Here is a 14,178-nt window from a genome sequence, read left to right on the forward strand (position 1 = left end):
GGCGATGAACAGACGGGCCGCATTCCCGGCCCGTTTCGTTTGCGTCTGGCGTGCTGCTACCGCTTGAACGCGCCGGTGACCTTGATGATGCCGTTGATGAGGTTGATCGCGGCGTCCGGCATCTTGATTTCCTTGGACAGGAGCTGCGCGATCATCTTCTTGTACTTGTCGGAGTACGGCGGGAACATGATGTTCGGATCGCCCGCCGGGTACTGATCCTCGACCACGGAACGCGCGTTCGAGCATTCGAGGAAGGTGTAGCGACCACCGACACGGCCGATGCCGCTGGCGTTGACGCCGCCGAACGGCAGGTAGGGATTGGTGCCGGACTGGATCAGGTTGTGGTTGACGACCAGGCTGCCCGAGGTCGTGCGCGCCATGAACCAGTCGATCGCCGCGCGATCCTTGGCGAAGATGTACGAACCCAGCGGCTTGGGCCGGCGGCGGATCGTCGCGATCGCCTCCTCGCGCTGCCTGAACGGCAGCACGCAGAGGATCGGCCCGAAGATCTCCTCCTGCATGATGCGCATGTCCTCGGTGACGCCGGTCAGCACGGTCGGGGAGATATACAGGTCGTCGGCGTCGGTCTCGCCGCCGAACGCAAGCGTCGCACCCCGGGCCAGCGCATCGTCGAGCAGGCCCTTGATGCGGTCGAAATGGCGGCGGTTGACGATGCGCGGCAGGTCGCCGGACTTCTGGAAGCCCTTGCCGTCGGCGTTGTACATCGCCGTCATGTGCTTGCCGAGCGAGGCGACGAAGTCCTTGGCGATGCTCTCGTGTACCAGCGCGTAGTCCGGTGCCAGGCAGACCTGGCCGGCGTTGGCGACGCGGCCCCAGGCGATCTTGCGGCCCGCCTCGTCGAGGTCGGCGCTGGCATCGACGATCACCGGATTCTTGCCGCCCATCTCCAGCGTCACGGTGGCGAAGTGCTCCGCGGCCGCACGCATGACGATGCGGCCGACGGCATGGCCGCCGATGTAGAAGATGTGATTGAACGGCAGCTTGAGCAGGTCGGATGCGACATCGGCCGCGCCGATCAGCACCGCCAGCTCGTCATCCGGCAGCACCTTCGCGCAGATGTCGGCCAGCACCTGCGCCGAATGCGGCGCAAGCTCCGACGGCTTGAGCACGAACGGGCAGCCCGCCGCGATTGCGCCATAGGCCATCACGAAGGCCTCGGCGATCGGCGCGTTCCAGGTGGACAGGTGCAGGACGACGCCCTTGGGTTCGTAGCGGATGTAGCTCTTCTTGCCGAGCGTCATCAACGAGCCCTGCACCGGCTGCGGCGCCATCCACCCGGCCAGATTGCGGGCGATGAACTCGGCCTCCGACTTGATCATCAGCAGCTGCGCATCGACGTCGGTGGCGTTGACGCGCAGCTCCTTGTGCGCCGCCTCCAGAATCGCCGGGCGCGCATCCAGCGTCGCCTTCAGCAGCCTGCGGATCTTCTCGGCGCGCTGCTCGGCACTGGTCAGCGCCAGCTCCTGCGCCTTGACCGTCAGCCGGTCGAACAGCGGCTGAAAACGGTTCGATTCCTTGAGTACGGCATTCATGTCTCTCTCCGGGCCGTCAGCGCGCCGCCGCCGGGATCTTGAAGGTCGAACGCATGATGGCTTCGAGCTGGCCGTCGGACAGCAGACGGCGCATGACGCCCATCGGCTTGACGTCCTTGCCGAGCAGCTCCATCGGCGCCCACTTCTTCTTGTCGAGGATCTTGAGCGTGCCCTCCAGTGCCTGCTCGGGCGTGCTGCCGGTCTTTTCCAGCATGTCCGGCAGGACCTGGCACATCACGTTGCGCAGCGGCTCGTACACCTTGCGGATCTCCTCCGGCTGCATCGCCCAGGTCTTCTTGGTGTTCTCGTGCGAGTTCGCCGACATGCCGGTCAGCACACCACCGGGAATGATCGACGTCACCTGGATGCCGAACGGCGCGAGTTCGTGGCGCAGGGTCAGCGTCATGCCGTGGATCGCGTGCTTGGTCATGTTGTAGATGCCGGCACCGACCGGGTTGGCGATGATCGCGCCCGAGCTGTAGTTGGCGATGCGCGAGCCCGGCGCGTTCTTGCGCAGCAGCGGCAGGAAGGCCTGGATCACGCGCAGCTGGCCGAACATGTTGATGTGGAACAGACGCTCGGCCTGCTGCAAATCGGCACCTTCGAGCACGCCGACGGCGATGTTGGCGACGCCGGCGACGTTCATCAGCAAGTCGAGACCGTCGCCCTTGAGCGCGCTGGTGACGATCTCGGCGCTCCGGCGCACCGACTCGGTGTTCGAGACGTCCTGATCAACGACCGTCAGGTTGCCGCCGGTCACCAGATCGGTCGGCGCGCCCGGCAGAACGCCGGCAAACACGCGCCAGCCGCGCTGCGCCAGCGCCTTGGCCAGCAGGTTGGCCTGGCCGACGTTGGCACCGGTAATAAACGCATTCTTCATGAAACCCTCATTCGTGTACGGGGCGGGCCGAAGCCCGCCCCGTTTGAAAGTAACGCGAAGCGTTCGACTCAGTGTCCGCCGCGCGCCGCCGCCTGCGGGCTGAATTCCTGCGGTGACAGCGGCACATTGATGCGCCACCAGTCGTTGCCGCGCTCGTTGACCATGTAGCCGGCCTCGTAGGCCTTGGCCGTCAGGTCGTGATAGACCGAGGTGCCGCGGTGGAAGGTGGCCGATTCCTGCGAGTAGAAGTAGTTGACGAAGGCCACGCGCCACAGCTCGCCGCGCGCGTCGTAGTTGTCCGCCCACAGCGCCAGCCAGGTGTCCTCGTCGGCGTAGAGGCGACGCTTGGAGTAGATGTGCCGATACCCGTCGCGCAGATAGCCCTCGACGATCCAGACACGGTGCAGCTCATAACGCACGTAGTCCGGATTGATCGTATTGGGCTTGATGATGTCCGCGTACTTGAGCGCCGGATCGTTGATCTTGAAGTTGTGGTACGGCACGTACATCTCCTTCTTGCCGACCAGTTTCCAGGTGTAGCGCTCGGGCGAGCCGTTGAAGACGTAGTCGTCGTCCACCGTGCGCAGGCCAGCGGGCGGCACCGGGTAGTCGCAGCAGACCTCCGGCGCCTGACGCACGCGGCGGATGCCCGGCTGGTACTGCCAGGCCTGGGTCGCATCCTTCTTGAAGTTGTTCGGCTGGAAGCCGACGCCGGTGAAACCCTTGTCGCGCTCCGGCAGCAGGTAGCTGGTGAAGAAGTAGGCGTTGATCTTGTCGGTGTACGGACGACGCTCCTTCGGATCGTTCATCAGGTTCATCGTCTTGAAGATGTTGCGTCCCCAGGCGATGCTGCCATTGGCATACACGTCGGCGATGTCGCACACCGCCTTCTCGGTCCATGCACGGTGCGGGTTGATGATGTTCCAGACCGCTTCCTGGCCGCTGGCCGGAAACGGGAACGGAATCGTGCCGCCGGTGCCGGTGGTGCCCAGGCCGTCGTCGATCAACTCCGCCGTCACCGCGTTCTTCTTGGTCGTGTCGCAGACCCAATCCTTGAAACCGAAGTCGCGGTGGCTGGGATAGACGTTCATGCGGTAGGACTGCGGGTACTGCTTGAGCAGCGCCTTCTGGCCCTCGGTGAGCTTGTCCTCGTACTGCGCCATGTTCTGCGCGGTGACCGTGAACAGCGGCTTCTCGTCCGCATACGGACCCGGGTCGTAGCCATAGTCATTCTTGACGCCCGGCCACTTGCCGACCCACTTGCCGCTGTACTCGGGGATGCCGCTGGCGCTGCCGGCGCGCTCGGCGCCCATACAGGTCAGCTTGGGTCCGTTCAGCTCTGCCGCCTTTTCGGCCGTAACCTTGGCCCAGGCTCCCTCCAGCGGCAGGCCGAGACCACAGGCCAGCGCGCAGGCCGCCAGAAACGCTTTGCTTTTCATTGAGCTCTCCTCGAAGGAATACGACTGTGCAGGTTCCTGGCCCGTCACCGGGCCGTCCGGCGCTTGCGCGCGCTGCCAGCCCCCACCGACGCAACCGGCCTTCGCCAGATGCCGACATGGTAATCGGCCCGCCGCGGGCGACATCACCCGAACCGAGTATCCCCGCGAGGCGGGCCTCCGTGCGAGCGTCCGTCAGCGGTAGGCGTCGAGCAGGCTGATTCCGGCCGCCGTCTCGCCTTCGGCCCGCTGCTCCATGTCGGCGACGATGAACTTCTCCAGGGTCTTGCCGACCAGCGGAATCGAGGCATCGATGTCCCAGTCGAAGCGGAGCACGCAGCCGTCGCCGTCGTCGGCGATGCGCGTCGTGCAGGACATCTGCACCGGCATGCCGCCGGCTTCGACGACCACGCTGCCGGCACGCGTCGCCACGTTCCAGCGTTCCTCGTTGACCACGACCGTCTCGGCGCCGCCCTTGAGTCCCGGCATCCGCACCGGCACGTGCCGCTCGATGCGGATGCGGAAGTCCTGGCCGTCGAAGGCATGTTCGAGCACGCGATACCTGCTCGTGCCCAGCCGCTCCAGCCGGCGCGTGTGGAACTCGCGGTCGGTCATCATGCGGATCACGACGTCGGCCGGCGCCGGATAGCGCGCCTGCATTTCGTGCTTCATCGCCTCAGCCCTCGTAGGGTTCGAATGACGCCTTGGGAGAGCCGCATTCCGGGCAGGTCCAGTCCGCCGGCAGGCTTTCGAAGGCCGTGCCCGGCGCCACGCCGTGATCGGGGATGCCGACCGCCGGGTCGTAGATGTAGCCGCAGATCACACAGATCCATTTTCCCATGACGCTCACCGTGTGCGTCCTGCACAAGAACGCGGCATCCCTGCCGCGACTTTCAATACAAGCATCCTGTTCTCCATATTGGCCCTACGCGGCTTTGCGGGCGGCCTGGCGGTTGGTCTTCACGATGAGGCGATTGATGCGCCGCGCATTGTGGTGCGTCCACTCGTAGTCGATGCGGCCGTCACCATCGGCCAGCGTCGCATCGGGGAATCGCTTCATGAATTCCTGCAGCATCAGGCTGCCCTGCACGCGCACCAGGTAGGTGCCGATGCAGAAGTGCGCGCCGGCGCCGAACACGATGTTGCCGTCGAGGCGGCGCGTGATGTCGAGCTTGAGCGGGTTTTCCCACTTCGCCGGATCGTGCCAGGCCGCCTGGATGTTCACGCCGATCGCCTGCCCCTTCTTGATCAGCTGCCCGGCAAACTCGATGTCCTCGGTGGCGAAACGGAAGAACGGCACCTTGCCGAACGAGCCCCAGCGCAGGCATTCGATGATCGCGTTCTCCATCAACTCCGGCTTCTGCTTGAGCAGCGCCAGCTGGTCCGGGTTACTGAGCAGCGCGTGCAGCAGGTAGGTGTGCAGGTCGGTCGCGGTGTCCGAACCCGCGGTGATCAGCGCGAAGATCACCGACAGGATCTCGTAGTCGTCGAGCTGCGAGCCGTTCTCGCGCGCGGCGATCAGGCTGCCGAGAAAGTCATCGCCGGGCTGCGGCAGCGCGCGGCGCCGGGCGATCTCCTCGCGGAAATACTTGAAGCCGGGCAGCGTCGCCTGCATCGACGCCTCGCGCTCCTTCGCGCTCAGGTTGATGCGCGTGGACTTGATGACGTTGACGGCGAACTCGTGGAAGAAATCCTCCATGTCGGTCGGCACGCCGACCATGCGCGCGATCGAACGCGCCGGGATCTTCACCGCCAGCGCGGAATAGACGTCGAACTCCTCGGCGTCTCCGATCGCGTCGAAGCAGCCGACGACGAGATCGCGGATCTTCGCGTCGATCTTGCCCATCACCGGCTTGGAAAACGCCGGCATCGTCAGCTTGCGCAGGCGCAGGTGCTCCTGCGGGCTGACCGCGAAGAATCCTTTCTCGAAGGCGAGATCGAAGTCGTTCTTGTCCGCCTCGGCCTTGGGCGGCGGCGCCAGCTCCCAGGCACGGAAATTGGGCGTGAAGCGGTTGTCCTTGAGCATGCGGTCGCACAGCTCGTGGCTGCTGACGATCCACATCTGCAGATCCTTGTGCCAGGCGATCGGGTAGTCGCGGATCAGCGTCTGCCAGACCGGATCCGGGTTGCGGATGAAGTCCTTCGAATACGGGTTGAAGATCTGGGCGTTGATCTCGACACGCCCGGCGACCGTTGCGGCTTGAGTCATGACGCGGTTCTCCTCTCACTCGGTGTTCCGGCGCGCTGCGCGGAACTAGGCATCCGGGATCTCAGGCGACGGGCAGGGTCTCGCCGCGCGCCAGCGCGAATCCGGCCAGCAGATTGCGCAGCGCCGCGAACCAGGCCCGGGGATCGACGTTCAGGTATTCGGCCAGCGACGCGCGCAGCAGCGGCAGCTCGGCCGGATCGCGCTCTTCGAGCGCGCGGCGCATGGCGGCGGCCATCGGCAGTCCGCGCGCCTGCCCGGCGAGCACCGCGGACGCACCCGCGGCGGCGCCGATCGCGAGCATGGCGACGGCATGGTGCAGACGGATGCACTCGGCCGCGCTGAAGCCATGCGGCCGCAGCGCCGCCATGAACTGCTCGACGAAGTCGATCTCCACGTCCGGGCCGAGGCGGCCGCGCACCAGCTCGTGGATCAGCTGCGGCTCGCGCGTGAACGATTCGAACAGGCTCTCGGCATAGCCGGTGGCGATCTCGGACCAGTGCATCGCATTGTTCGAGTGCGGCGCCGGCAGGCGTCGCGTCAGCGCGACGCGGAACGCGGCGAGCCGCACCAGTTCGTCGCGGTTGCGCACATGCCGGTACAAGGTGGCGACAGCGACGCCGAGCCGGTCCGCGACCTGCTTGAGCGTCACGCCGTCCAGCCCGATCTCGATCGCCGCGTCGATGATCGCCTGCGCGTTCACCCGCGGCGGGCGCCCGACGCGCGGTGCCGCCACCGGGTCGGCTGCACACATCGCTGCACGCTGTGCGGACGCGCTCATCGTCGATCCATCCCGCGCCTACACCGGCGGCGCGATCTCCAGTTCGAGCCCTTCGAGCGCGGCGCTGACCTGGATCTGGCAGGACAGCCGCGAGTTCGGCCGCACCTCCACCAGTTCGCCGATCGCATCGAGCATCATCTGCTCGTCGTCCGACTTGGGGGGCAGCTTGTCCCCCCAGGCCGGATCGACATACACGTGGCAGGTGCCGCAGGACATCATGCCGCCGCAGGTGCCGTCGATGCCGGTGTTGGCATCGCGCAGCGTGTCCATCAGCTGGCTGCCGTTGGCCGCATCGAGCATCCGCTCGACGCCGTCACGGCCCGTCACACGCACCACGGCCATCGTCGGCTCTCCCTGCTGAACGTCAGGCCTTGGCCGAGCCTTCGAAGCCCGGATAGAACTGGCGGAACCACTTGCGGAACTGCAGCACCGGGCCGTCACCGTCGCAGAGCAGCGGGTTCGGGCGGTATTTCTTGTGGTTCCAGACGATGAAGTCCACGCTCTCGAAGCCCGCGCTCTCCTCGCCCTCGGCGGCGCCGATCATGTGGTCGATCAGCTTCTTGGAGATCGCGAGTTCCTTGGTGCCCGCCGGGTAATCGACGTGACGGAAGGACATGTTCATCTGCGTCTTGTCCTTGGCGACCGGCACCGAGTACGAAATCATCGTCGCGACGACGCCCTCCTGCGTGAAGCGCATGACGTTGAGCCCCGGGCCGTACATGTCGCCGACGATGTAGCCCTTGCCGATGTCCAGCTTCATGCGCGGGCCGTCGTAGGTCGCCTCGACCGGCGGAATCATCGGCGCGCCGTGCAGGAACTTCAGGTGTGCGACGTCCACGCCGTTCTCGGCGATCTCCTGGATGCAGGTGTTCGCGGTCCACGTGCCGCGGCGCGTGCCGGCGTAGCCGCTGGCGTCCTCCATCTCCGGGATGTATGGCAGATCGAAGCTCGGCGGCTCGCACTGCGGGTGATACCAGGCCCACATCATCCCGTACTTCTCGACCATCGGCAGCGTGCGCAGGATCGCCTGCTTCTTGGTGATCGGCGGCATCAGCTTGGCGTAGGGAATCGCCTTGCACCAGCCGGCGGTGTCGTACTCCCAGTGATGGAACGGGCAGCGCAGATGCTCGCCGCAGACCTTGCCGCCATGCCCCATGTGCGCGCCCAGGTGCGGACAGTACGGGTCCGACATGCCCGGCTTGCCGGATTCGGTGCGGAACAGCACCCACTCCTGACCGAAGACGAACACGTTGCGCAGCTCGCCCGGCTTGAGCGCGTCCGAGTAGTCGATGAAGAACCAGCCCGCCGGGATCGGGAACGGCGCGCGCTCCAGCGTCTGCGATTCGAGGAGTTGCTTGAGATCGATGGTACCCATGGCAGCGAGCCCTCCTGCGGCTTGCGGTGCTTGACGGTGCGAGCGCGGCCCCATGCCGGCTTTGTGCTGTGGACCGCATCCTGCCGCCGGACCGGGACCCCGTCCTCACCCATTTAGGTGATGGTCGTTCACAAATTCACCCGCGCGACGGGACAAAGGGCTGGCGCGTCAGTATGCTCGCCCGCAGCCACTGCCACCGGGGGATGCATCATGCTGCTGCTGATTGCGGGAATCGCGCTGTGGGCGGCGACGCACCTGTTCAAGTCCATCGGCGCCGACGCCCGCGCCGGCCTGATCGGCCGCATCGGCGAGATGCCGTACAAGGGCCTGTTCTCACTGCTGATCGTCGCCGCGCTGGTGCTGATCGTCGCCGGCTGGAAATCGACGCTGCCGACCGCACTGTGGCACCCACCGGCGTTCCTGCGCCACGTCACCATGCTGCTGATGCCGTTCGCCGTGATCCTGTTCATCAGCGCACGGGCGCCGACCGACATCAAGCAGTTCATCCGCCACCCCCAGCTCACCGGCGTCAAGCTCTGGGCCGTCGCCCACCTGCTCTCCAATGGCGAAGTTCGCTCCGTGGTCCTGTTCACCGGACTGCTCGCCTGGGCGGTGCTGGAAGTGATCTTCATCAACCGCCGCGACGGCGCGTGGAAGAAGCCGGCGCCGGTGGGCGCGGCGAAGACCGCGATCAGCGCGGCGATCGGCCTCGTGCTGACTGCGGTGCTCGTCTACTCGCACGTCTGGATCGCCGGCGTACCGCTGATGCCGCGCTAGCCTGCGAGGGAAACGTTGGCTCTCAGGTCAGGCATCGCCGTTGCGCTGTGTGTCGCAGCGATGCCCCTGAGCGCTTACGGCGCACCGAGCTGCGGCGATCTTCAGCATTTCTCGCCGAGCCGGCTGCTCGCCACGATCGAACCGGCAGCGAGTACGGAGAGGCTGTCCCAAGGAGTCGGCTGCTATGAGGACGGCGATCTCGGTTGTGACTGGGAGACGACGATCACGCACGACCAGCCCATCGGCCCGCATCGCCGTCTGCTCGTGGCGAATGCGAACCATCTGACCGGCACCGGCAGCATTGATCACCTGATCGTCTTTGCCTGCGTCAGTGGCGACCTGCGCATCGTCCTTGCCGAGGCATACCTCTATGGCGTGCGTCTTGAGCAGGTCTCGGAAACGTCGATCGTGTTGTCGACGGGACAGTGGAAGCCGGGCGATGCATCGTGTTGTCCCGGCGCGAGCCGACGGGTGCGCCACGTCTGGGACCAAGATGCGCAGGTTTACCGCAAGACCGAACAAACCCCGGCCGACACCGAAGCTACGCGCTGAAGCAGAGCTTTCCCGAGATGAAAGTAGCGCGGACGCGCGCTGCAGACGGATCGACGTGCAGACTGTCACTCGCCCGATCGAGCAGACACAGGTCGGCCATCGCGCCGGCGACGACGCGGCGCGGCGCGCCGCCGGGCGCTTCGAGCGGGGCGAGGAACAGCGCCAGCGCCGCGTGCGGGTCGAGTGCTTCGGCGCCGCCGAGCACGATACCCGCCGGCGTGCGTCGGCTGACTGCAGCCTGCATCGCCGCCCAGGGATCGGGCTCGCCGAAGGGCGCATCGGTGCTGCCGGCGAGCGGAACGCCGGCATCGACGAAGCCGCGCAGGCGGTACAGCCACGGCTGATCGGCGGCATCGACGTCGCGCAGATAGTCGTCGCCGCGCTCGGCGATGAAGTTGGGTTGGGTGACGACGATCAGGTTCAGTGCCGCGATCTCGTCGACCAGTTCCGGTGGCGCGATCGCGGCGTGTTCGATGCGGTCGCCCTTGAGCGGCCCGGCTTCGCGCAGCGCCGCCAGCGCGAACACCAGATCGGTGCGCGTGACGCAGTGAAACGCGACACAACGTCCGACCGCGTGGCTGGCGCGGATTGCCGCGACCAGCCCGTCGATGTCCGGCAAGTCGTGTTCGTGCAGGTGGAACTTGTGCTCGCCTCGCTGAGTGCCGGGCAGGTTGGCGCAGGCATCGAGCTGGGCATTGCCCATCAGGCGGATGTGCTGCAGCAGCTGTCCGTTGCGTCGGCCCTGCGCGAACGTGTGCAGTTCGATCGCGCCGTTGTGATGCGTCGTGTCGGTGACGCCGGTGACGCCGCGGCTGGCGAGCCAGCGGCTCGCGGCGTACAGGCTCGGCGGCGTGCCGCGCAGCCGCGCGCGCAGCCAGTCGTCGGCATCGTAGAGCCGGCCGGTCCAGCGGCCGTCGCGGGATTCGAGCGGCGCGTCGGCATCCGGTGCGAGTGCGTCGAGCGCGGCGCTGTTGAGCATCCACAGCCGGCCGCTGCGATGCTGGATGCGCAGGGGGCGATCGGGCAGCAGCGCATCGAGCGCAGCGCGGTCGAGTTCGCCAGCCACCGACTCGTGGTAGGCGATGCCACGCAGCCAGTCGCCGGGGCCGAGACGCGCGTCGGCCGCGCGCAGTGCGGCAGCGAGGTGATCGAGATCCTCGACCTGTGGCGGCCCGCAGCGCACCGAGGCCAGCGACGCCGCCAGCGCGCGCAGATGGATATGGTGGTCATGCAGCCCCGGCAGCAGCGCATGACCGGCGGCGTCGATGAGTTCCTCGTTGACGTGGTGCGTCAGCCGCGGCGCGAGCTCGGCGATGCGTCCGCCGGCGATGCGCACATCGACGATCTCGCCCGGCGCGATCTCGGCGCGCTGGATCAGCATGCGAGTCCCCATTCGGCGAACACGGCCGCGTGATCCGCGCCCAGCGCCGGCGCGACACCGTCGGCAACGCGCGCGGTCGGCGCACGGGGCTCGTCTTGACTGATCAGGGCGCTCCAGTGCTGCGCGCGGCGGCGCCAGCCGTCGAGGTTCGCGGGCGCGCCAAAGCCGATGCAGTGGCGCACGACATCCACCAGCGCGATCGAGATCAAGTGCCCAGCGCCAGACCGCCAGGCTGACCACGCCGCGAGCGCCGCATGCAGGCCGGCGAGCGGATCGGCAATCGCATCGCCGACGAACATCGCTGATCCAGTCGTGGCGCGCATCAGATACGACAGCCCGGCGGCGACGCCGGCATCGTCGCCGTAGGCGATCCACTGCGCCCGCGGCTCGGCGCGACCGTAGCCGGTCAGGCTGACCCAGATCAGGTCGCCACGTTCGCGCACCAGCCGCTCGGCGTCGATGCCGAGCTGGCGCAGCGCGCGCGGGCGCGAGGCCTCGATGACGATGTCGGCGCGCGCGACCAGGGCATGCAGCTGCGCGCGGCCCGCGGCGGTGGCGAAATCGAGCGCGACGCTGCGCTTGCCGGCGTTGAGCAGGTCGAAGAACGCCGGTGGCCCTCGGCGCGCGCCATCCGGGCGGCGCGTGCTTTCGAGCTTGACCACGTCGGCGCCGCAGCGCTGCAGCAGGTGGCTGCACAGCGGGCCGGCCCACAGCGCGGACAGGTCGAGGACACGGGCCCGGCGCGCAGCGGCTGCCATCCGGCGCGGCGCCGACACCGTCCACTCGAACCACGGCGCGGTTCTGGTCAGCGGCGGCACGACCGGTGCGATGGCGAGGCCGAGTTCGCGCCCGCGCTCGACCAGGTCGTGCATCGTGCGGCTGCGCAGCGCGGCGGCGAGCGCCTCCCAGTCGGCCGCGACATCGGTTTCGAGCCAGGCCGGCAGCAGGCTCCAGTCGTCGTCGCGCGTCAGATTGAGCGCAATCGCGCCGTCCTGCGTGTCGAACAGCCGGCAGGCGCCGCCGGGCGCGATGCGCCCTTGGCGGGTATGACCGGCGATCGCGGCGCGCTCGGCGAGCAGCTGCGCGCCGCGCAGACCGTCGAAGGCGCCGGCCGGCGCGAGGCTCGCCAATGCGGCCAGCGCGCCGTCGGCGCAGGTGGTCAGCGGCACCGGGCACAGCTGCGGCGCGCCTTCGGCGGCACCGGTCAGCGCCATCAGGCCGCTGCGTGCCCAGCCCACTGCGGGATGCTCGTCCGCGCACACCGGCGCGCGCAGCGGCGCGATCGCCAGATCAGCCAGCAGTTGGCACGCGTAAGCGGCGGCGCTCAGACCGCCGGCGTCTTCTGTCGTTGCGCCCACAGCATTTCCGCGCGCGCCTTGATGGCGTCGGTCATGCCGGCGAATCCGGCTTCGAGCTTGGTCCTGAACAGTCCGAGCACCAGACCGCGCAGCCAGCCCTTGAGATGGAAGTACGAGCGGTAGCGCGTGCGGTCGGCGCCGAGCGCCTCGACGTCGTGCGAACGGAAACTCGACAGCGCCCCCAGCGGCACCGGCTTCATGCGGTAGGCGAAGCGCCGGCCCTCGACGTACTCGAGCATCCATTCGCGCTGCCGCTGCGGCCGTGCCATCAGCTTCACCGTCATGTCGATCGGATCGCCCGGCTTGAGGGTCGATTCGCAGGCCAGGCAGAACGGGTTCCACTCGGGATAGCGCTTGAGGTCGGTGATGACGTCCCAGACCACCGCGGCGGGCGCAGCGATCTCGACGGTCTTGTCGATGACGAACATGGCGATACCGTGTCGGTGGTTGAGGTTCAGCAGTCGCGCGCGCCGGCCACGGGCCAGCGGTTGGCGGACTGCTCGACGCGCTGCATCAGGTCGGCCGCATCTTCCGGCAGCAGGAAGCCTTCGGCAAGCGAGCGCGCGGTCGCCGCCTGCATCCGGCAGTAGTAGTCGGCGTGCGTCGGGTAGCGCTGCCAGAGCTGCGGTTCGGTGAACGGAATCGTGATGCCGCCCAGATTGCACAGGTCGGACCGGTAGCTCGCCACCGCCACCTCGATCGGCGGCAGGCGGATGCCGCCGAGCGCGTTGCCGTCGGCGTCGCGTGCGAGCCTGCCGCTGGCATCGAATTCGTAGCGCGGCCCCTGCGGTGGCGGCGTGCCGTCGCGTACCCAGCGATCGAGGTAGTGGATCGCCGCCATCACCGCATAGCGCAGCGGAAACTGCGTGCCTTCGACGATGCAGACGAACTGGCCCGGATCGACCTGCTCGCCGTAGTTGCCGGCCTGCACGTGCAGATCCTCGTCCGCGGACGCGGGACGCTGGACGCCGCCGACGGCGCGCGGGCCCTGCCCCTGCACCTGGTGCACGCCGATCCAGAAGTCCTGATGCGCGGCGCCGGCGATCTCCCACAACCGGTAGTTGCGCGTGACGGTGGGCGCATCCGGCGTCGCCTCGCGCTCGCTGAGCAGCTGGATCGTCGGCACCGCCGGATCGGCCGGGTAGGTCTTCACCCCGCCGCCGTCGGCATGGATCAGGAAGGCGTCGATCACGCGCGCCTGCGGCTGGACCTCGATCAGGTAGTCGCGCAGGCGCGTGCCGGACTGCGACTGGCCGACGGCGATCACGCGCCGCACCGGCAGACCCGCCATTGGGTCGATCTCGCCCGGCGTCTTCATCAGCTGCGCGATCTGCGAGAACAGGTCGAAGGCGTAGTCGTCGCCCGGATGGTCGAGCGCCGCGTAGCGCACCGGATCCCAGACCTGCGGTGTCAGCGGCGTGCAGCAGACACCGGCGGCCTGCGCGCTGACGTGCACGTAGGCGTAACCGTCGCGGTGAAACAGCTGGTGTGCTTCCAGCGTATCGACCGCGTTCTCGAACTGCGCGGTGACGTTGACCCAGTCGAGAATCACCGTGCCGTTGAACCGCGTCGCGTCGAGCGGGCGGCGCACGAGGATGCGGGTCGTGTAGGCCGCGGACTGCGCCGGATCGGCGTGGCTCTTCGCGCTGCCGGAGACGAAGTACTCCTCCTCCGCGTAGCCGAGCTCGGCGAGGTCGTACCAGCTGTCCCACAGGGCATGGCCCTGCAATCCGGCGTCGCCGATCGGACCGACGACGACCGGCACCGGCACGTTGGACGGCGCCGCCGCAGGCTGGCCATTCCCGCCGGAACCGCAGCCCGCCAGCAACGTTCCCAGCAGCGCGATGCCCGCACCGATCCTCGATCTCATCGCCTCGCT

General features: G+C 67.7%; 15 protein-coding genes. 2 read left to right on the plus strand and 13 right to left on the minus strand.

Going from position 1 to position 14,178, the window contains the following annotated elements; all coding sequences use genetic code 11:
• Positions 1-56: 56 nt before the first annotated feature.
• The 9 genes from AAG565_RS05675 to AAG565_RS05715 form a co-directional block, all read right to left on the minus strand.
• Positions 57-1,553: an aldehyde dehydrogenase family protein gene (locus tag AAG565_RS05675; protein WP_348818587.1), complete on the minus strand. Its 1,497-nt coding sequence runs from the start codon at positions 1,551-1,553 to the stop codon at positions 57-59.
• A 16-nt stretch (positions 1,554-1,569) separates the two neighbouring features.
• On the minus strand, positions 1,570-2,433 hold the full coding sequence (locus tag AAG565_RS05680) for an SDR family NAD(P)-dependent oxidoreductase (RefSeq protein WP_348818588.1): 864 nt from the start codon (positions 2,431-2,433) through the stop codon (positions 1,570-1,572).
• Between the two features lie 68 nt (positions 2,434-2,501).
• A complete protein-coding gene (locus AAG565_RS05685; RefSeq protein WP_348818589.1) occupies positions 2,502-3,872 on the minus strand; it encodes a DUF1329 domain-containing protein in 1,371 nt (456 codons plus the stop codon).
• 192 nt (positions 3,873-4,064) lie between these two features.
• Positions 4,065-4,541 (minus strand): DUF2505 domain-containing protein, encoded by a 477-nt coding sequence (locus AAG565_RS05690; protein WP_348818590.1) that lies wholly within the window; start codon positions 4,539-4,541, stop codon positions 4,065-4,067.
• Between the two features lie 4 nt (positions 4,542-4,545).
• Positions 4,546-4,710 carry a rubredoxin gene (rd, locus tag AAG565_RS05695; RefSeq protein WP_348818694.1) on the minus strand — a complete coding sequence of 55 codons (165 nt, stop codon included), beginning with the start codon at positions 4,708-4,710 and terminating at the stop codon, positions 4,546-4,548.
• Between the two features lie 84 nt (positions 4,711-4,794).
• On the minus strand, positions 4,795-6,078 hold the full coding sequence (locus tag AAG565_RS05700) for a cytochrome P450 (RefSeq protein ID WP_348818591.1): 1,284 nt from the start codon (positions 6,076-6,078) through the stop codon (positions 4,795-4,797).
• Positions 6,079-6,139: 61 nt separating this feature from the next.
• Complete coding sequence (locus tag AAG565_RS05705) at positions 6,140-6,856, minus strand: helix-turn-helix domain-containing protein (RefSeq protein WP_348818592.1); 717 nt, start codon at positions 6,854-6,856, stop codon at positions 6,140-6,142.
• Positions 6,857-6,874: 18 nt separating this feature from the next.
• The gene (locus AAG565_RS05710) at positions 6,875-7,198 is read right to left on the minus strand and encodes a 2Fe-2S iron-sulfur cluster-binding protein (protein ID WP_348818593.1); all 324 of its coding nucleotides are present in this window, start codon (positions 7,196-7,198) and stop codon (positions 6,875-6,877) included.
• 22 nt (positions 7,199-7,220) lie between these two features.
• Entirely contained in the window at positions 7,221-8,231 is a 1,011-nt protein-coding gene (locus tag AAG565_RS05715) for a Rieske 2Fe-2S domain-containing protein (protein ID WP_348818594.1), read from the minus strand.
• A gap of 210 nt (positions 8,232-8,441) precedes the next feature.
• Between AAG565_RS05715 and AAG565_RS05720 the strand changes: the two genes are divergently transcribed.
• On the plus strand, positions 8,442-9,008 hold the full coding sequence (locus tag AAG565_RS05720; RefSeq protein ID WP_348818595.1) for an NnrU family protein: 567 nt from the start codon (positions 8,442-8,444) through the stop codon (positions 9,006-9,008).
• Positions 9,009-9,068: 60 nt separating this feature from the next.
• On the plus strand, positions 9,069-9,560 hold the full coding sequence (locus AAG565_RS05725; RefSeq protein WP_348818596.1) for a hypothetical protein: 492 nt from the start codon (positions 9,069-9,071) through the stop codon (positions 9,558-9,560).
• Here AAG565_RS05725 and AAG565_RS05730 read toward each other — a convergent pair.
• The 4 genes from AAG565_RS05730 to AAG565_RS05745 are packed head-to-tail and all read right to left on the minus strand — an operon-like array spanning position 9,550 to position 14,169.
• Positions 9,550-10,941 carry an amidohydrolase family protein gene (locus tag AAG565_RS05730; RefSeq protein WP_348818597.1) on the minus strand — a complete coding sequence of 464 codons (1,392 nt, stop codon included), beginning with the start codon at positions 10,939-10,941 and terminating at the stop codon, positions 9,550-9,552. The two genes, AAG565_RS05725 and AAG565_RS05730, sit on opposite strands and share 11 nt — an antisense overlap.
• A complete protein-coding gene (locus AAG565_RS05735; RefSeq protein ID WP_348818598.1) occupies positions 10,935-12,299 on the minus strand; it encodes a CoA transferase in 1,365 nt (454 codons plus the stop codon). The genes AAG565_RS05730 and AAG565_RS05735 overlap by 7 nt, the downstream gene beginning before the upstream one ends.
• Positions 12,266-12,727 (minus strand): SRPBCC domain-containing protein, encoded by a 462-nt coding sequence (locus AAG565_RS05740; protein WP_348818599.1) that lies wholly within the window; start codon positions 12,725-12,727, stop codon positions 12,266-12,268. Before AAG565_RS05740 ends, AAG565_RS05735 begins: the two co-directional genes overlap by 34 nt.
• Before the next feature lie 26 nt (positions 12,728-12,753).
• A complete protein-coding gene (locus AAG565_RS05745) occupies positions 12,754-14,169 on the minus strand; it encodes an alpha/beta hydrolase domain-containing protein (RefSeq protein ID WP_348818600.1) in 1,416 nt (471 codons plus the stop codon).
• Positions 14,170-14,178: the final 9 nt, after the last annotated feature.

Source organism: Fontimonas sp. SYSU GA230001, from assembly GCF_040066175.1.
In the GTDB taxonomy this organism is placed as follows: Bacteria; Pseudomonadota; Gammaproteobacteria; order Nevskiales; family Nevskiaceae; genus Solimonas.